The sequence below is a fragment of the Pseudonocardia sp. NPDC049635 genome (assembly GCF_040659795.1).
Lineage (GTDB): Bacteria > Actinomycetota > Actinomycetes > Mycobacteriales > Pseudonocardiaceae > Pseudonocardia.
The window spans coordinates 3,413-20,907 of record NZ_JBFAON010000021.1 but is presented as its reverse complement, the minus strand read 5'-3'; the positions used below and the strand labels follow the sequence as shown (position 1 = coordinate 20,907).

The window sequence follows — 17,495 nt, the reverse complement described above, 5'->3', positions numbered from 1 at the left end:
TCGATGCAGGATGCGCCATACACCGGACTTGCTGTTCGTCCCTTCGGGGGGTAGCGCTGTACGTCCATGTGATCTTGCCCGACCGAAACTGGGTGTGCTGCCGCAGGTGAATGATCTTCTCCACGACGTCGGCCTGGGTCGCGTCCGGGCTGATCCGCAGTCGCTTCGGACGGTGCCGCAGCCCGTCGACCCCTCGGACTCCCGCGAGATGGCCAGGCGTAGTAGGCCTGGCGGCGACGCGCCTGACGGTCCAGCTCCGGCTCACGCCCCAGCCTCCTTACTGATCTTGGGGCCGGGTGTCAACCACGTCCGTCAGGGTTTGGATCTAGAGCGGCGGGCGCATCGGGTCCAGGCGCGCCAGTTGCACCTCGCCGCACCTGAGCTCGTCGCGGTAGGCCCGGACCTCCCGCTGCACGATCGGAGCGAGGAGGTAGAGCCCGATGATGTTGAACAGGGCGAGGAGGAACAACACGGCATCGGCGAAGTCCAGCACGCTGCTCAGGGTCAGCACCGATCCGGCGATCACGAACAGTGAGTACAAGCCCTGGTAGAGCCGCTCGCTCACCCTGCTCATCCCGAACAGGTACGTCCAGGCCTTCTGCCCGTAGTAGCCCCACGTAATGATCGTCGAGATTGCGAAGAGAGCCACTGCGACCGTGAGTACATACGGGAACCACGGCATCACGGTGGCGAAGGCGTCGGAGGTCACGAGCACACCGTCTGGGGTCGCTCCGCCGGCCATGACGGTCGCCTGTGCGTCGCGCCAGAACGGCGTCGAAGCGATGACGATCGTCAGTGCCGTCATCGTGCAGATGATCACCGTGTCGATGAACGGTTCCAAGAGAGCGACATAACCCTCGGTCACCGGGCGTTTTGTCTTCACCGCCGAGTGCGCGATCGGGGCGGAACCGAGCCCGGCTTCGTTGGAGAACGAGGCCCGCTGGAACCCGACGATCAATGCGCCGATCGCCCCGCCGGTCACCCCGGCGCCGGTGAACGCCCCGGAGAAGATCGCCGCGATGGCCGCCGGGACCTGGGACAGGTTGGCGACGATCACGCACAAGCAAGCGATCACGTAGATGATGCCCATCGCCGGGACGAGCCGGCTGGTGACACGTCCGATGGACGTGATTCCACCGAAGATCACCGCTCCGACCACGAGTGCGAGCAGGACCCCGAAGACGAGGCCGGCACCGTCGCTACCGAAGATGCCCGCTTCACCGCCGGTGACGGAACGCAGCTGCGCGAAGGTCTGGTTCGCCTGGAACATGTTGCCGGCCGCGATCCCGAAGAACAGGATGAAGACAGCGGCGAGAGCTGCGAGGGTCCGACCGAGTGCCTTCCCGACGTTCCCGGGGATGCGCTCGGCGATGCCCTTGCGCAGGTACTGCATCGGCCCGCCGGAGACGCTGCCGTCCGGGTGGATCTCGCGGTACTTCACCCCGAGCGTGCACTCCACGAACTTGGTGCACATCCCCAGAAGCCCGGCGACGATCATCCAAAAGGTCGCCCCAGGTCCGCCGATCGTCACCGCGACGCCGACTCCCGCGATGTTGCCCAGTCCAACCGTCCCGGACAACGCCGACGTCAGCGCTTGGAAGTGGGTGATCTCGCCCGGCTCGTCGTCCCTGGTAAGCCTCCCGCGGACGAGCGCGATGGCCAACGGGAAGTTCCGGAACTGGACGAACCCGAAGTACACGGTGAAGATCGCGCCGGCGAGCACCAGCCATGCGACGATCCACGGGAAGGTGACGCCGAAGAGCATGATCTCGGCGAAGACGAACGCCGAGACCGTCTCGGCGATCGGCGCGAAGGCCTCGTTGAGCGCGTTCTCGACCCCGGAGAGCACACCTCGCACGTCGGCGGCCGGGCCCTGACCGGGTGCCGGCGGCGGCGTCAGGGGCGCGGACGTCATGGCGTCGGAGGACACAGGTCAGCACAGATCTCTGCACAACGGACGACGCTGGCCATGAAGTATTGCCTCGCTTCCTCAGGTTGCGGACTGGACCGCAGTGCGTGCAGGCGGGTGCCCACCGAGCGGCATAGCGCTCGGGGCGGTGTCGCCGGCCGGTCGCGGCGACGCTCCCCGGGTGATACCGGTTCTCGCGGAGGTGCTACCGACCCTTCGGATGCGAACGGGTGCTCATCCCGTCACCACGCGAATGTGGGCGTCGCGCCGGAGGCGACCGCCGATCGGTAGACGAGATTGGCGGCGACCAGGTCCTCCATGCCGATGCCCATGGCCTTGTAGACGGTGATCTCCGTGTCGTCGGTCCGGCCCTCCGCTGTGCCGATGACCACGGCTCCCAGGGCCGTCCCGCTCGCCGGGTCGAGCCCGGTCAGCTCGCTGCAGCCCACCGGAGCCGGCAGGAAGGCGTCCGGGGTCTCGACGAAGAGGCGATGCTGCCGTGCCACGGCCGGCGGCAGCTCACCCTCGGGCGGGTAGTAGCCCACGGAGGAGATGTGCGTGCCGGGCGAAAGCCAGCTCGCGTCGATGACAGGAGTGGAGGAGTGCGTCGCGAGGCACACGATGTCCGACTCGCGCACCGCCGACTCGATGTCGTCGTGGGCTGACGCGAGTGGGTGCGTCTCTGCGAGTCGTGCGGCGTGCTCGGGATCGAGGGAACAGATGTTGATCCTGTCGAGGTCGCGGACCAGGGGAAGCAAGCGCAGGTGTTCGCGGGCCTGGACACCTGCTCCGATGATGGTCGCGACCGTCGACGCCGGGTTGCTCAGCAGTCGCGCTGACAGGACCGCCGACGCCGCGGTCCGGATGCCCGTGATGTAGGTACCGTCCATGACGCAGGTCGTCGCCCCCGTCGCCGGGTCGAACAAGTTGATCATCGCGAGGTGGTTGGGCAACCCAATGTCGAGGTTGGCCTCGAAGACGTTCACGATCTTCGTGCAGATCTGCATCCCTGGCTGCCACGCCGACATGGCCAGGGAGAAGCCCGCCTCGGGGACGGTGATCTCCGGTCGGTGCGGAGACTGCACCTCTCCGCGCTCGAGCCCGGCGAACCCTTCCTGCAGGCCGTCGAGCAGGTCGGCCAGGTCGAGGTTGGCCTCCACCGCGGCCTCGCTCAGAACCAGTACCTCGCGCTCCCCCTTGACGATCTCGAACGCCGGCGCGGCGGCGGACAGCGGTGCGGGCATGTTTGAACCCTCCTTGGTCGAACTGGCGCACGAGCGCCGCTTCCGACGAAGAGTCCCTGCTCGCCGAGGGTCCTTCAAGCGAGGATCTGCGTTGACATGTGAGCGAGACTAAATCGAATATGGGTCGTGGACCTGAGCCCGAGCCTGCTCGCGCAGCTGCGCGCCTTCGAAGCCGTCGGTCGCCACATGAGCTTCACCCGGGCCGCAGAGGAGCTGTGGGTCACGCCGGCCGCCCTGAGTCATCACGTCCGCCACCTGGAACGCCAGCTGGGCACGGCGCTGCTGGTGCGGAAGCACCGGCGTATCGAGCTCACACCGACCGGCCGTGAGCTCCTCACCGGCTGCGCGCAAGGACTGCAGGTCCTCAAGCGCGCGGTCCTCGACGCGGCCGCGCTGGAGAAGGAGCGACCCCTCACCGTGAGCGTCGCGCCCTACTTCTCGGCGATCTGGCTCACGCCCCGGCTGAGCACGTTCTGGGCAGCCCACCCCGATGTCGATCTGCAGCTCCACCACGCGTACCAGCCCATGGACTTCTTCGGCGACCAGGTCGATGCCGGCATCAACTGGGGTTCCGGTGACTGGCCCGGTGCCGCCACGGTCCGGCTCCTGTCCGGGGACCTCACCGCCGTCTGCAGCGCAGACCTTTTCGCCCGCCTCCCTACGCCGCTGTCCCCGCAGGCCCTCCTCGGCGAGCGCCTGTTCTACGAGTTCAACGTCGAGCACTGGAACCGCTGGTTCGTCGAGGCCGGAGTGACGCCGACCGGGCCGATCGACGCCGTTCGCATCGACGACTCCCACGCGCTACGTCGGGTGGCCCTCGACGGTCAGGGCATCGCCCTCTTCTTCTCGGGGCTGATCCACGAGGACATCCGGCGCGGCCACCTAATCCGGCCGTTCGACGTGCACGCGGACCCGGGGGCCGGGTACTACCTCGCGCGACCGGTCGGCCGGGTCGTCAACGAGAAGCTCTCGGCTTTCTGGAATTGGGTCCTCGACGAGGCGAACCGGAACCCGTACGCCTGAGCGCGGGCCGGGTGAGGAAGGGCAGGTCCGCAGGGATCGAGCGCTGCAGGATCGTCACCGCCTCCGGGAGCAGCGGGTTCGAGTTCGCCGCGCGGTGCACCGCGAGCACCGTTCGGTGGGCCGCGCGCCGCCCCACCCTGGTCGCGTGGACCCGCTCGTCCGGGACGTGCCCAAGAGCCGGGACCACCGCGACGCCCAGCCGGGTTGCCACCAGTTCGCGGACCACAGCGTAGTTGTTGGTACGGAAGGAGACGTCCGGGGTGAAGCCGGCGGCGGCGCACAGTCGAGTCAGGGAACGCGCACCGGCCGTGCCCTCCCTGCTCGTGACCCACCGCGCCGACGCCAGCTGCGAGACCTCCGCAGCCGGGCTGCCCTTCGGCTGAAGCAGCACCAGTTCCTCACGCACGAGCGGGCGGACCACGACACCCTCGGGCCACCTCCCCCTGCTGAGCGCGTACTCGTAGACGAGCGCCAGATCGAGCTCGCCGGCGACAAGCGATGGGATCAGCTCGTCGGGTTCGCCCTCTTCCAGCTGGATGTCCGCACGTGGGCGCACTGCGGCGATGGTGGACAGCGCGGCGGGGACGAGCCGGACGCTTCCCGTCGGGAAACTGCCGAGGCGCAGCCGCCCGGTCGAGCCCGCTGCCAGTTCCCGCACCTGGTGGTCGAGCTCGTCGAGGGTGGCGAGCACGGTGCCGCTCAGCTCGACGAGCCGCTCCGCTGCCGCAGTGGTGCGGATGCCGCGAGCCTCGCGTTCGAAGAGGGTCAGGCCCGTGTCCTTCTCGAGGGCGGCGACCTGCTGCGAGACCGCCGACGCCGTGTAACCGAGATCCCGGGCAGCGAGCGCGAAGGACCCGTGCCGGCAGACCGCGCGCAGCGTGGCGAGGTGGAGCGGCTTGATCATCCCTGTCTCCGCGAAGCATAAGCATCTCTGTGGCTCACGAACGAAATCTAGCGTTCTGCTGGGTCTTGGCGGAGCGGCTGCTCCCCCCCAGGCTGGAGACCGACGGCGATCGGGCCGTCGACGGCAAGGGGAGAGCAGCGGTGAGGATGTCCCTGAAGCGCACCGACGGTGCACCACAGGCGACCGCCATCGCGGAGGCGTTGCACCGCGCCGACTGCGGCGACGTGATGACCGATGCGAGCCGGCGGGCGCAGTACTCGACCGATGCTTCCAACTACCGGCAGGTACCGAGCGCGGTCGTCCTCCCGCGCACCCGCGCTCACGTCGTCAACGCGGTCGCGGCCTGCCGCGCGCTGCAGCTGCCCGTCACCTGTCGGGGAGCGGGGACCAGCACGTCGGGGCAGGCCCTGGGCGCCGGTGTGGTTCTCGACTTCTCACGTCACTTCAACCGGCTCCTCGCCGTGGACGTCGAGAAGCAGACCGCGACGGTCGAGCCCGGCATCGTGCTCGACGACCTGCAGGACGCAGCCGCCCAGCACGGCCTGCTGTTCGGTGCGGACCCGTCGACCCACAGCCGCTGCACGCTCGGCGGCATGATCGGCAACAATGCCTGCGGGGCCCGCTCCCTGGCCTGGGGACGGACGGCCGACAACGTGGTGGAGCTGGAGGTCCTGACCTACCACGGCACGGTCATGACGATCGGTGCGATGTCGCGGACCGAGATCGACGCGGCGATCGCGGCCGGGGGTGAGCAGGGCCGGATCGTAGGGGCTCTGCACCGGCTGGCGCAGGAGAACCTCGGCGTGCTGCGGACCGAGCTGGGCCGGTTCGCGCGGCAGGCCTCGGGTTACGCCCTGGAGCAGCTGTTGCCCGAGCACCGGTTCGATCTCGCGAAGGCGCTGGTGGGCAGCGAGGGGACGTGTGCGATCGTCCTGTCCGCGACGGTCCGCTTGATCACGCCGCCGCCGGCTCGCGCGCTCGTCGTCGTCGGCTTCGCCGACGTCGCCACCGCCGCGGATGCCGTGCCGGACCTCCTGTCGCGCGAGCTCCTGGCTCTGGAGGGACTCGACCGGTCCCTGACCGACATCGTCACCAGACCTGAGACGCGCGCGGTCGTCGACGCCCTGCCCGACGGGCAGGCCTGGCTGTTCGCCGAGCTGGGCAGAACGGCGGAGGAGGTCGCCGGATCGGCCGACCGCCTCGCCGCCGTCGCCGGGCACCGCGCCGGGTTCACCGGCACGGAGATCGTGCAGGATCCCGCCCGAGCACGCACCTTCTGGCGCATCCGGGAGGACGGTGCCGGTCTCGCCACCCGGCTCCCCGACGGGAGCGAGGCCTGGCCGGGGGTGGAGGACGTGGCGGTTCCGCCGATCGCTCTCGGCTCCTACCTGCGCGGCTTCACCGAGCTGCTGGATCGGCACGGACTGCACGGCGTGATCTACGGTCACTTCGGCGAGGGCTGCCTGCACGTGCGCATCGACTTCGACTTCACCACCGAGGAAGGAACGGCCACGTTCCGCGCGTTCATGGTCGAGGTCGCCGAGCACCACGGATCGCTGTCGGGGGAGCACGGTGACGGTCAGGCCCGTTCCGAGCTGCTCTCGCTGATCTACAGCCCCCGCGTCATCGGGCTCTTCGAGGACTTCCGACAAGTGTGGGATCCCGATGACCAGCTCAACCCGGGCATCATCGTGCGGCCGCGCCCGATCGATGCGAACCTGCGGATCGATCCCGCCAGGCGCAGCCTCCCGATCACGACCGTGCGTCCGTTCCACAGTGACGACGGCGACTTCGCCAAGGCGACGCGGCGCTGCGTGGGCGTCGCGAAGTGCCGGACCACCGCGCACCGCGGCGAGGTCATGTGCCCGAGCTACCGGGTCACCCTCGACGAGAAGGACTCCCCCCGCGGTCGCGCCCGGCTGCTCCACGAGATGACGCAGGGCGAGGTCATCACCGGCGGGTGGCGCTCCGCGGAGGTGCGCGACGCACTGGACCTTTGCCTGTCGTGCAAGGGCTGCAGCGTGGACTGCCCGGTCGGTGTGGACGTCGCCGCGTACAAGTCCGAGTTCCTCCACCACCACTACCGCCACCGGATCCGGCCCGCGTCGCACTACTCCATGGGCTGGTTGCCTCTGCTGTCGCAGATCGCCGCACGCGCCCCGCGCCTGGTCAACGCCGTGACCGCCTCCCCCGCAGCACTGGTGCTCAAGCGGGCCTGCGGTGTCGCCGCCGAACGGGAGCTGCCCCGCTTCGCCGAGCAGACCTTCCTGGCCTGGTTCCACAGCCGGACCGGCCACGGCAGCGGCGAACGTGGCGACGTCCTGCTCTGGCCCGACACGTTCAACAACCACTTCACCCCGGAGGTGCTGCAGGCCGGCACGCGGGTGCTTGAGCACGCCGGTTTCCGGGTGCACCTGCCCGACCGACCCCAGTGCTGCGCGGTGACCTGGATCAGCACCGGCCAGCTCGACGTCGCTCGGCGGGTCGCCCGTCGGACGGTGCGTGCGCTCAACGGTCCGCTGCAGGCGGGCATGCCCGTGGTCGGCCTGGAGCCCAGCTGCACGGCGGCACTGCGCACGGATCTGCCCGAGCTCCTCGACGGCGATCCTCGGGCCCGGCTGCTCGGCGAATCCGTCCACACCCTCGCCGAGTTCCTCGAGCAGCACGCGGCCGACTGGACCCCGCCTCCCGTAGGCCGACGCTCGCTCAGCCAGACGCACTGCCACCAGCACGCGACCAGTGGCTTCGGCGCCGACGCACGGCTGCTGGCCCGCATGGGGATGGACAACACCGCACTCGATTCGGGCTGCTGCGGCCTGGCGGGCAACTTCGGCTTCGAGCGCGGTCACTACGCGACCTCGGTCGCAGTGGGTGAGCAGGTGCTCCTGCCCGCCGTTCGAGCCGCCGCCGCGGACACCGTGATCCTCGCGGACGGCTTCAGCTGCCGAACACAGATCGCGCAGCACAGCCGGCGCTCCGCGGCACACCTCGCCGAACTCCTCGCAGGGGCGATCGATGCCTCGGCACCGTCCCATGACCACCAGTAGCCGGGCCTGTTCCGGCAACCCACGGAGGACCCGTCCCATGAACGATCCGCTCGCCCTCGTCGACGACTGGGGCCCCGAGAAGGTTGTGATCATCTCCCATCGCCGCACCGGGATGAAGGGGGTGCTCGTCATAGACAACACCGCCCGTGGCCTCGGCAAGGGCGGCACCCGCATGAGCCCGACTGTGACGGTCGCGGAGGTCGCTCGCCTTGCGCGCAACATGACGTGGAAGTGGGCGGGCGTCGACCTCTTCTACGGTGGCGCCAAGGCGGGGATCGTCGCCGATCCCGCTTCCCCGGACAAGGAGCCCGTGCTGCGCGCGTTCGCCAGGGCGCTGCACAACGAAGTCCCGCGGGAGTACGTCCTCGGGCTGGACATGGGTCTCACCGAGGACGACGCCGCCATCGTGCAGGACGAGCTGGGCGACCGGGGCGCCGCGGTGGGGACGCCCGCGCATCTGGGTGGCGTGGCCTACGATGAGCTCGGCGTGACCGGCTACGGGGTCGCGGAAGCCGCTGACGCGGCCGCGAACCGCGTAGGGCTCCCGCTCGCCGGAGCTCGCGTCGCCATCCAGGGATTCGGCGCAGTGGGCGCCGCCGCGGCCACCCGGTTCGCCGAGCTCGGCGCCGACATCGTCGCCATCTCCACGGCGCACGGTGCCGTGCACGCACCGACCGGATTCGACGTGGCGACGTTGCGGGACGCCCGATCCGAGCACGGGGACCGGCTCGTCGAGCACGTCGACGGTGCGGCCCTGGTTCCTGGCGAGGAGCTCGTCGTGGACTGCGACGTACTCGTTCCGGCCGCGCTGCAGGACGTCATCGACAAGGACACCGCTCACCGGATCAAGGCGCGACTTGTCGTGGAAGGCGCCAACCTCCCGACCACGCCGGCCGCACAGGAGGTCCTGGCGCGGCGCGGCGTCACCGTCGTGCCGGACTTCCTCGCGAACGCCGGCGGTGTCGTGGCAGCGGCCTTCGCGATGGACGCGCGGTACTCCGGGTTCCGGCCCGGCGTCGAGCAGATCTTCTCGGCCGTCTCGCAGAAGCTGCGGGTCACCACGGAAGCCGCACTCGACGTGGCCGCACGCACCGGCGCCACCCCCCACGCGGCGGGCCGCGACATCGCCGAGCAGCGCGTGCGGGCGGCGATGCGCAGCAAGGGACGGCTACCCGCGGCCTGATCGGGCGTGGTCGTGGATCTGATTCGGGCAACGAACCCGTTCCGCGGGCGGGACGGTGAGGAGACAGTCATATGCCGGTGATGGAGCAGTGGCAGCTGCGGGCGGCGTTCGCGCAGCGGCTGTCGGCGATGTACGGGCGGGAAGTGCCCGCCTACGCGACCCTCGTCGACGTGTCCCAGGAGGTGAACGAGGACGTCCTGCGGCGATCGGGCGCGAACGCCGAACGCCTCGGGTCGATCGGCCGGGTTACCGCCGAGCGGCACGGAGCGATCCGGGTGGGCACCCCTGAGGAGCTCAACCAGGTGGCACGGATCTTCGGCGCGCTCGGGATGCGCCCGGTCGGGTTTTACGATCTTCGCGAGGCGGCCACCAGCGCCGTACCGGTCGTCTCCACGGCGTTTCGCCCCGTCGACGCCGAGGAGCTCGCGCGCAACCCGTTCCGCGTCTTCACCTCGCTGCTGACCACAGGGGACCCGCAGTTCTTCGACCCGGAGCTGCGCACGAGGATCGACCGGTTCCTGGGCACCCGACGGATCTTCCCGCCGCGGCTGCTCGAGCTGGCCGACCAGGCCGAGCGGGAGCAGGAGCTACCGGAGGCTCTGGGCGAGGAGTTCCTGCGGCTGGCCGTCGGCGCTTTCCGGCTATCCAGGGAACCGGTGGACACGTCCTGGTACGCGACGCTCGAGAAGGTCTCCAGCGTCGCGGCGGACATCGCGGGGGTTCGCAGCACGCACGTCAACCACCTGACACCCCGGGTTCTGGATATCGACGAGCTCTACCGGCGGATGACGGGCCGGGGCGTCGAGATGATCTGCCGGATCCAGGGCCCACCGCGGTGGAGCGGCCCGGACGTGCTGCTGCGCCAGACGTCGTTCCGCGCGCTGGCCGAGCCCCGCCGGATGCGCGGTGCGGACGGCGTGATCAAGACCGGTGCGCTCCGGGTCCGGTTCGGTGAGGTCGAGGCCCGCGGCATCGCGTTGACCCGCAAGGGCCGGGCCCACTACGACACCCTCCTCGCCGAGATCGACCGTCGGGTCGAGGCGACGCCGGGCACGAGCCGTGCGGAGATCGCTCGCGCCGTCTGGGAGGGCGGCTTCCCCGCCACGGAACGCGGCCTCGCCGAACGGGGCCTGGCGTTCTTCACCTACCAGCTGAGGCGCGAGCGGACGAGGGACGGGCGGTATCCGCCCACGACGGTCACCGAACTCGTCGACCAGGGATGGGTGACTGCCGAGCCCATCGTCTACGAGGACTTCCTGCCCCGCTCGGCCGCCGGGATCTTCCAGTCGAACCTGACCGGTGCGGGGACCCGGAACGACGCCATCACCGGTATCGGCTACGACCCGGCGTGGCTCGCGGGAGCGATCGACCGAGAGGTCCTCGACCCGTTCGACCTCTACGAACACCAACAGGCCCGGTCGATCCAGACCATCGGACAGCGGCTCAAGCTCGATCACGCCGCCGTCGAACGACCCGCATCACTGACCACTGCACTCAAGGGGAAGGAATCATGAGCGACACCTCGACCCTGCCCGAAACCGAGACCCTCCGGGAAAAGGCCCGTGCCTGCCTGGGACGCATCGGCGCCACCGTTGTCGAGGGCATCGGCCTCTCCGCCCGCTCCCCCATCACCGGCGACGAGCTCTTCACCATCAGGCCCACATCGGCAGCAGAGGCGGACGCCGCGGTGGTGGCAGCGCACCACGCCTTCCAAGCGTGGCGTTCCACGCCGGCGCCGCGCCGGGGCGAACTTGTGCGCCGGCTGGGTGAGCTCCTGCGCGAGCACCACGCCGATCTCGCCGAGCTCATCACCATCGAGGTGGGCAAGATCCGCTCCGAGGCCATGGGCGAGGTCCAGGAGATGATCGACATCTGCGACTTCGCGGTCGGCCTGTCCCGGCAGCTCTACGGCCGCACCATCGCGTCCGAGCGACCCGGCCACCGGCTGGCCGAGACCTGGCACCCGCTCGGGGTCGTGGGGGTCATCTCCGCGTTCAACTTCCCGGCGGCGGTCTGGTCCTGGAACACCGCGATCGCGCTGGTGTGCGGGGACACCGTGGTGTGGAAGCCCTCCGAGCTCACCCCGCTGACCGCGATCGCGGCCGACGCGCTGCTGCGGCGCGCCGCCGCCGAGGTCGGCGCCCCGCACGAGGTGCACCACCTGGTCATCGGCGACCGCGCAGCCGGCGAGAAGCTGGTCGACGACCACCGGATCGCGCTCGTCAGCGCGACGGGCTCCACGCGGATGGGCCGAGAGGTCGGTCCCCGGGTCGCCGCCCGCTTCGGCCGCTCACTCCTGGAACTGGGTGGAAACAACGCCGCCATCGTCACACCGTCAGCCGACCTGGATCTCGTCGTCCAGGGGGTCGTGTTCGCCGCAGCGGGCACGACGGGCCAGCGCTGCACCACGCTGCGCCGGTTGATCGTCCACACCAGCGTCGCCGACGAGCTGCTCGAGCGGCTCGTCGCCGCCTACACCCGGCTCCCGATCGGCGACCCCTTCGACGAACGAACGCTCGTCGGTCCCCTGATCACGACCGCAGCACAGGACACGATGCAGGACGCGCTGGACCGTGCGCAGGCCGAGGGCGGCAAGCTCCTGGTCGGTGGCGGGCGCCGGTTCGCGAACCAACCCGGCGCAGGAGCCTACGTCGAACCGGCGATCGTGCGGATGAGCGAGCAGACCCCGGTGGTGCGCGAGGAGACGTTCGCCCCGATCCTCTACTGCCTGCCCTACGAGACCTTCGACGCGGCGATCGCTCTGCACAACGACGTCCCGCAAGGGCTGTCGTCGAGCATCTTCACCCGGGACCAGCAGGAAGCCGAGCTGTTCCTCTCCGCTGAGGGCTCCGACTGCGGCATCGCCAACGTCAACCTCGGTACCTCGGGTGCGGAGATCGGTGGCGCGTTCGGAGGCGAGAAGGAGACCGGCGGCGGTCGGGAGTCCGGATCGGACGCGTGGCGGGCCTACATGCGACGGAGCACCAGCACTGTCAACTACGCCGCGGAACTCACGCTCGCCCAGAACGTCAGCTTCTAGACTAGACGGTATGGAGGTCCGGGCCCCAGTGGGCCGGAAGCGTACGAGCGTCGGGCTGGGTGTGCAGTCCACGCACGATCGGTGGCCCGCCTGTGCCCTGGACCGGGTGACCGGGCAGCTGCATGAGCGCCGGTTGACCCCGGACCACGACGAAGGGCTTGGTGGCTGCGTGGGCTGGCCGGGCCGGTGGAAGTGGTCCATGAGGCCGGGCCGACCGGGTTCGGGCCGCGCAGGGGTGGCCGAAGTCGATCGAGGTGTCCTGGGCGAACGTCACTGGTCGGACGCGAAGACCCGCAGGACGTCCGCGAGTGTCGTGTAGTAGCCGACGAGGATCACGATCTCGAACAGCGTCGCCTCGGTCAGCTGCTCGGCCAAGCGTCGATAGTCCGCATCGTCGAGCTCGGTCGAGTCGATCAGCAGCCCGGCAACGGCGAGGGCGGCTGCCTCCAGGGGATCGGCCGGGCACAGCGGATCACCGGAACGCAACGTGGACGGATTCGAGGAGATCTCGGGCACGCAGGCCCTCCGCGAGCTGTTCGGCTACTTCTTCACCGCAATGCCCGACTACGCCGCAGAGATCACACGCGTCGTCATCGGGCGAGACCTCGTCGTGCTCGAGTACGTCATCACCGCCACTCTGGCCGCACCGTTCCCGATCGGCGACGAGACCGGCACCCCGACGGGCACTCCGATGCGCTTCGAAGCGGTTGACCTACTGCGGCACGCCGACGGCGTGTTCACCCGCAAGGACACCTACGTCGACGGCTTCGCGATGCGAAAGGGCCTCGGGCTCTGACGGCGGTGCACGGCCCTGTCCTGCGACGCGAGTGGGCCGCAGCCCGCTCTACGGGCGTCAAGCGGCTCGGGTGGTCGTCACGAGCCAGTGCGCACCGGGGATCCAGACACCGCTGTCGGAGGCGTACCGGGCGAGGACCGCTTCGAGACGCCGGCGGACACCGTCGACCGTCAACTGCGGCTGTTGTTCGAGCGCGGCGCGGACCGGACCCGCACCGACGTAGAACTCCAGGGCTTCCCCGACGTCCGCGCCGAACCACAGCGGCACGTCGGCGGTCTCGATCCGTACCGGGCCGAACCCGGCGCGCTCCAGGATCGACCGGACGGCGGCGGGATCGGCCAGCGAGAACATCACCGACGGCGCGGTCTCCGGGGTCGGGCGCTCCTCCAGCACGGCGGCGAGCGGTTCGACGTACCACGGGCACTGCTCCATCGCTCGCGCACACACGAGCGCGAGCCGTCCGCCGGGGCGCAGCGCGGCGGCGACGTTGGCGAACGCAGCGACCGGGTCGGCGAAGAACATCGCGCCGAAGCACGGCGTCGGTCAGCTCAAACAACACATCAGAGCGCGTGGTCAACGACGTGTAGAACTCGTGGCGGAACCAGGTCAGCTCCCCGAGCGCCGCCACCTGAGCTTGATCGTGCACTACTCACCGCAGCTGTCCTTGTGTTGATCTTCTTACTCGCCAGAAGCATGATCAACCAAGGGCTGCCCCCACGTCACCCGGGGTCACTGCGGCAGCGCGCCGTCAACCTCAGAGGTTAAAGATCAAGCTCAGGGCTCAAGCGGTCCTCGAGCTGGAATCACGAAGCCAGGTTCGTCCGGCCTCAGCCCTCGGGTTCAGCGAAGAAGCGGTACCGGTCGACTTCGCTACGCGATCGGATGCGCACGCGCTGCTCGCAAGATCGCGGATGTCTGGGCATGGGTCACAGTCTTTGCTGCTCACACCAGGTGAACGACGGCGTGACTAGTTCTTGGCGGCCGTTCCTGGCGACGCACCTGGTCGCTTCCGCTTCATCGGCTAGGACACGCGATAATCTCCGGTTATCTGACCTATCCCGCGGATGCGGGCGCAGGTCCATGCCGGCGGGAAGGCCCCTGATGAGCACGGAGAGCACCCCAGACGGTGATCCGGGTGCTGGTGGGGGCGCCGCAGACGGGCTCGACACCGCGGTGCTGGCCGGTGGTGTCGCGGCCGCGGCGGCCCGCGCTGCTTCCCTTGCGGCGTTGGCCGAGCGCGCCGACGCGCACGCGGTCGCCGCCCGGGCGGCGAGCACCCGTGCCGCGTATGCCGGGGACTGGGCGCACTTCGCTCGCTGGTGCACTGCTGCGGGGCTTCAGGCGTTGCCGGCGGCGGTGGACACCGTGCGGCTCTACCTCGCTGACCTGGAGGCCACCCGCACTCCCACCGGGCAGGCGGTGTTCTCTCCGGCGACGATGGGCCGGCGCCTGGCTGCGATCGCTGCCGCCCATCACGACGCCGGGCACCGGTCCCCGACCCGCGACCCCGCGGTCGGGGCGGTGCTGACCGGTATCAAACGCGCCCGTGCCCATTCGAGGCACCAGATGCGCCCGCTGCTGCTGGACGATCTGCGCACTGTGCTGGGCGGGCTGGGGTTCGGGACGTGGCCGGCCGGGTTGATCGCCGCCCGGGATGCGGCCGCGTTGCTGATCGGGTTCACCGGTGCCCTGCGCCGCAGCGAGCTCGCCGCGCTCACCGTCGCCGACCTACGCTTCCATCCGGTCGACGGGCTGCACGTGCGGATCGCGCGCTCGAAGACCGACCAGACCGGCCGGGGTGCCACCGTGGTGCTGCCCTACGGCACCCGGCCGGGGACCTGCCCGCCGTGTGTGGTGCTGCGCTGGCTCCAGCTCCTCAGCATCGCTCCCCAGGGGCGGCCGGCGCTGATGCGCGCCGTCCTGGAAACCCCGCCCTGGCCCGACCTGACCCACCTGTTCACCCACCCCGACCCCACCACCTCCGCCGCCGGCACGTCGGCACCGGCCGAGACCGGCGCCACCAACGCAGCGGAGCAGGCGTCCCGGTCGTGGCGTGCACCGGTGCCCGCGCTGGCCGGTGACGCCCCGCTGCTGCGGGCGATCCGCCGCGGCGGCACCCTCACCGACACCGCGATGACCGGGGACGCCCTGCACGCCATGGTCCGACGCCGCGCCCACACCGCAGGCCTACCGGGCCCGGTCGGGTTCCACTCGCTGCGCGCCGGGTTCGTCACCACCGCCCGCCGCGCCGGGGCCGATCACCGCTCGGTACGCCGCCAGACCCGCCACTCCAGCGACGCCATGATCGAAACCTACGACCGCGACCACACCCCACTCGCCGGCAACGCCGTCACCCAACTCGGACTGTGAGCCGATGACCCCCACCTTCGAGACTGCTGCCCGGCCGGTCGCCGGTCGAGCAGACCCGGCGGCTCACGAGGAGCCACTGCGGGACGCCGCCGGTACCGGCTACCGCCGCGAGTGGGCGTTGTTCTGCGACTACGCCACCGCGACCGGACAGCCGGCACTGCCGACCACCGTGGCTGCCCTGGCCGGGTTCCTCGCCGCGCTCCCGGCCCGCCCAGCCACCCAGGCCCGGCGGGTACGCGCGATCGCCGACGCGCACCGCCGGGCCGGGCACCTGCTGAACCGCCCGCAGCACGGGCCGGCGGCGCCACCGGACCCGACCCCGCGGCCACGCGCGGCCCGCGCGGGCGGGGCGGACCCGGTCGAGATGATCGCCGCCTGCCCCACCCGCGGCTGGCCACACGGACTGCACGGCCGCCGCGACGCCTTCCTGGTCGTGACCGCCCTGGTCCTGGACCTGCCGCAGGCACACGTCCGAAGGCTGGTCCCCACCGAGGTCGACGTCGCCGACGATGGTGTGCGGGTCAGTGACCAGGTGGTGCCCACCGACCCGGACCCGCGGCGCTGCCCGAGCTGTGCGGTCGTGCGCTGGCTGGAGACCCTCGGCGTCCTCGACGGACTCGGCCGCGGATCAGCCCGCATGCACCTCACCAGCGCCCACGCCACGACCGCCACCGACCCGCACCGCCATGAGCTCCGAGACCCGCAGCGATGGCGCGCCGCCGCCACCCTGCTACCCGCGATCGACCGCTACGGCTGGCACGACGACTACCAACCCATCACCACGCGCACCATCCGTACCCGTCTCGCCCTCGCCGCTATCCGCGCAGCACAGCAGAGCGAGCACGACACACCGGCTCCCCACACACCGACACCGGACGCCACCACACCCACGCCGGCTGCCGCAAGCCGGAAGGCGCCCAGCCTCGAGGAGGCCCTCACCCTCCTCGACGACATCGCCGACGACGCCGACGCGCTCAACGACCGGATCATCGCCCTGCTCAAGGGAGACCTGTGAGACCCACGAGGCCGACCAACGCTTCGCCCACCCCGGTGACGTAACCGGGGGCGCGGCGGATGCCCTCGCCGAGGGTGGTGACCCTCGGGACCGGACGGGGCGGGCAGGTCCTGGACTCGTGGAAGTACAGAACCGGTTCGCGGCCTACCGCGACCCGCGGCCCGGGCCCGGGTACCTCACGCGTGGCGCGCTCCGATCTCCCCTCGGATTCGGTCAAGCGCAGGGTGAACGTCCGAGTGGGTGACCGTCGGGGCGTCCGAAGCTGCGCCGCCGGTGGATCACTGTGTAAGTGATCCCGCACTGCGAGCGACATACCCGCCATGGCGATCACGGCCCTGGCGCTCACCCCGGACGGCACCCAGATCATCACCGGCGGCTCCGACGGGACGGTGCGGGTGTGGGACCGGGCCACCCGCACCCCGGTCGGCGCCCCGCTCACCGGCCACGACGGCGCGGTGCTGGCGGTGGCAGTGACCTCAGACGGCACCCAGGTCATCACCGGCGGCGCCGACGCGACGGTGAGGGTGTGGGACCTGGCCACCCGCACCCCGGTCGGCGAACCCCTCACCGGCCACGACGGGGCGGTGTGGGCGGTGGCGGTGACCTCGGACGGCACCCAGGTCATCACCGGCGGTTACGACGGGACGGTGCGGGTGTGGGACCTGGCCACCCGCACCCCGGTCGGCGAACCCCTCACCGGCCACCACGGGGCGGTGTGGGCGGTGGCGGTGACCTCGGACGACGCCCAGGTCATCACCGGCGGCGCCGACGCGACGGTGCGGGTGTGGGACCTGGCCACCCGCACCCCGGTCGGCGAACCCCTCACCGGCCACCACGGGGCGGTGGTAGCGGTGGCAGTGACCTCGGACGGCACCCAGGTCATCACCGGCGGCGCCGACGCGACGGTGAGGGTGTGGGACCTGGCCACCCGCACCCCGGTCGGCGAACCCCTCACCGGCCACGT

At 70.6% G+C, this 17,495-nt stretch carries 14 protein-coding genes; 9 read left to right on the top strand and 5 right to left on the bottom strand.

Going from position 1 to position 17,495, the window contains the following annotated elements:
- Window positions 1–325 precede the first annotated feature (325 nt).
- Together AB0J24_RS21875 and AB0J24_RS21870 are read right to left on the bottom strand one after the other, a co-directional pair.
- A complete protein-coding gene (locus tag AB0J24_RS21875) occupies window positions 326–1,915 on the bottom strand; it encodes an alanine/glycine:cation symporter family protein (RefSeq protein WP_358684152.1) in 1,590 nt (529 codons plus the stop codon).
- A gap of 236 nt (window positions 1,916–2,151) precedes the next feature.
- Complete coding sequence (locus tag AB0J24_RS21870; RefSeq protein WP_358684150.1) at window positions 2,152–3,153, bottom strand: ornithine cyclodeaminase family protein; 1,002 nt, start codon at window positions 3,151–3,153, stop codon at window positions 2,152–2,154.
- A gap of 126 nt (window positions 3,154–3,279) precedes the next feature.
- Between AB0J24_RS21870 and AB0J24_RS21865 the strand changes: the two genes are divergently transcribed.
- On the top strand, window positions 3,280–4,176 hold the full coding sequence (locus AB0J24_RS21865; RefSeq protein ID WP_358684148.1) for a LysR substrate-binding domain-containing protein: 897 nt from the start codon (window positions 3,280–3,282) through the stop codon (window positions 4,174–4,176).
- Here the strand turns inward: AB0J24_RS21865 and AB0J24_RS21860 are convergent.
- Entirely contained in the window at window positions 4,109–5,080 is a 972-nt protein-coding gene (locus AB0J24_RS21860; protein WP_358684146.1) for a LysR family transcriptional regulator, read from the bottom strand. The genes AB0J24_RS21865 and AB0J24_RS21860 overlap by 68 nt on opposite strands.
- Window positions 5,081–5,226: 146 nt before the next feature.
- On the opposite strand from AB0J24_RS21860, the gene AB0J24_RS21855 reads away from it, so the two are divergent.
- From AB0J24_RS21855 to AB0J24_RS21840, 4 genes are all read left to right on the top strand, one after another.
- Window positions 5,227–8,127, top strand: coding sequence for an FAD-linked oxidase C-terminal domain-containing protein (locus AB0J24_RS21855; RefSeq protein ID WP_358684283.1), 2,901 nt, complete (start codon window positions 5,227–5,229; stop codon window positions 8,125–8,127).
- Between the two features lie 37 nt (window positions 8,128–8,164).
- Complete coding sequence (locus tag AB0J24_RS21850) at window positions 8,165–9,310, top strand: Glu/Leu/Phe/Val dehydrogenase dimerization domain-containing protein (protein ID WP_358684144.1); 1,146 nt, start codon at window positions 8,165–8,167, stop codon at window positions 9,308–9,310.
- Window positions 9,311–9,381: 71 nt separating this feature from the next.
- The gene (locus AB0J24_RS21845) at window positions 9,382–10,824 is read left to right on the top strand and encodes a VOC family protein (RefSeq protein WP_358684142.1); all 1,443 of its coding nucleotides are present in this window, start codon (window positions 9,382–9,384) and stop codon (window positions 10,822–10,824) included.
- The gene (locus AB0J24_RS21840; protein WP_358684140.1) at window positions 10,821–12,350 is read left to right on the top strand and encodes an aldehyde dehydrogenase family protein; all 1,530 of its coding nucleotides are present in this window, start codon (window positions 10,821–10,823) and stop codon (window positions 12,348–12,350) included. The genes AB0J24_RS21845 and AB0J24_RS21840 overlap by 4 nt, the downstream gene beginning before the upstream one ends.
- Window positions 12,351–12,620: 270 nt before the next feature.
- On the opposite strand, the gene AB0J24_RS21835 is transcribed toward AB0J24_RS21840, so the two are convergent.
- Window positions 12,621–12,866 (bottom strand): hypothetical protein, encoded by a 246-nt coding sequence (locus AB0J24_RS21835; protein ID WP_358684138.1) that lies wholly within the window; start codon window positions 12,864–12,866, stop codon window positions 12,621–12,623.
- On the opposite strand from AB0J24_RS21835, the gene AB0J24_RS21830 reads away from it, so the two are divergent.
- Entirely contained in the window at window positions 12,838–13,146 is a 309-nt protein-coding gene (locus tag AB0J24_RS21830; RefSeq protein WP_358684136.1) for a nuclear transport factor 2 family protein, read from the top strand. The two genes, AB0J24_RS21835 and AB0J24_RS21830, sit on opposite strands and share 29 nt — an antisense overlap.
- A 57-nt stretch (window positions 13,147–13,203) precedes the next feature.
- Here AB0J24_RS21830 and AB0J24_RS21825 read toward each other — a convergent pair whose 3' ends face one another.
- Window positions 13,204–13,668: a hypothetical protein gene (locus tag AB0J24_RS21825; protein ID WP_358684134.1), complete on the bottom strand. Its 465-nt coding sequence runs from the start codon at window positions 13,666–13,668 to the stop codon at window positions 13,204–13,206.
- Between the two features lie 579 nt (window positions 13,669–14,247).
- On the opposite strand from AB0J24_RS21825, the gene AB0J24_RS21820 reads away from it, so the two are divergent.
- The 3 genes from AB0J24_RS21820 to AB0J24_RS21810 all read left to right on the top strand — a co-directional run.
- Window positions 14,248–15,516 carry a hypothetical protein gene (locus AB0J24_RS21820; protein ID WP_358684132.1) on the top strand — a complete coding sequence of 423 codons (1,269 nt, stop codon included), beginning with the start codon at window positions 14,248–14,250 and terminating at the stop codon, window positions 15,514–15,516.
- Window positions 15,517–15,520: 4 nt separating this feature from the next.
- On the top strand, window positions 15,521–16,531 hold the full coding sequence (locus AB0J24_RS21815) for a hypothetical protein (RefSeq protein ID WP_358684130.1): 1,011 nt from the start codon (window positions 15,521–15,523) through the stop codon (window positions 16,529–16,531).
- Window positions 16,532–16,851: 320 nt separating this feature from the next.
- Window positions 16,852–17,495 (top strand): WD40 repeat domain-containing protein (locus tag AB0J24_RS21810; protein WP_358684128.1); only part of this gene is annotated, 644 nt, incomplete at its 3' end.

What these genes read in the sequence shown, in the direction of transcription:
- AB0J24_RS21875 (WP_358684152.1), bottom strand. Translation starts at nt 1,915, where the DNA reads ATGACGTCCGCGCCCCTGACGCCGCCGCCGGCACCCGGTCAGGGCCCG.
- AB0J24_RS21870 (WP_358684150.1), bottom strand. Translation starts at nt 3,153, where the DNA reads ATGCCCGCACCGCTGTCCGCCGCCGCGCCGGCGTTCGAGATCGTCAAG.
- AB0J24_RS21860 (WP_358684146.1), bottom strand. Translation starts at nt 5,080, where the DNA reads ATGATCAAGCCGCTCCACCTCGCCACGCTGCGCGCGGTCTGCCGGCAC.
- AB0J24_RS21855 (WP_358684283.1), top strand. Translation starts at nt 5,227, where the DNA reads ATGTCCCTGAAGCGCACCGACGGTGCACCACAGGCGACCGCCATCGCG.
- AB0J24_RS21850 (WP_358684144.1), top strand. Translation starts at nt 8,165, where the DNA reads ATGAACGATCCGCTCGCCCTCGTCGACGACTGGGGCCCCGAGAAGGTT.
- AB0J24_RS21845 (WP_358684142.1), top strand. Translation starts at nt 9,382, where the DNA reads ATGCCGGTGATGGAGCAGTGGCAGCTGCGGGCGGCGTTCGCGCAGCGG.
- AB0J24_RS21840 (WP_358684140.1), top strand. Translation starts at nt 10,821, where the DNA reads ATGAGCGACACCTCGACCCTGCCCGAAACCGAGACCCTCCGGGAAAAG.
- AB0J24_RS21825 (WP_358684134.1), bottom strand. Translation starts at nt 13,668, where the DNA reads ATGTTCTTCGCCGACCCGGTCGCTGCGTTCGCCAACGTCGCCGCCGCG.
- AB0J24_RS21820 (WP_358684132.1), top strand. Translation starts at nt 14,248, where the DNA reads ATGAGCACGGAGAGCACCCCAGACGGTGATCCGGGTGCTGGTGGGGGC.
- AB0J24_RS21815 (WP_358684130.1), top strand. Translation starts at nt 15,521, where the DNA reads ATGACCCCCACCTTCGAGACTGCTGCCCGGCCGGTCGCCGGTCGAGCA.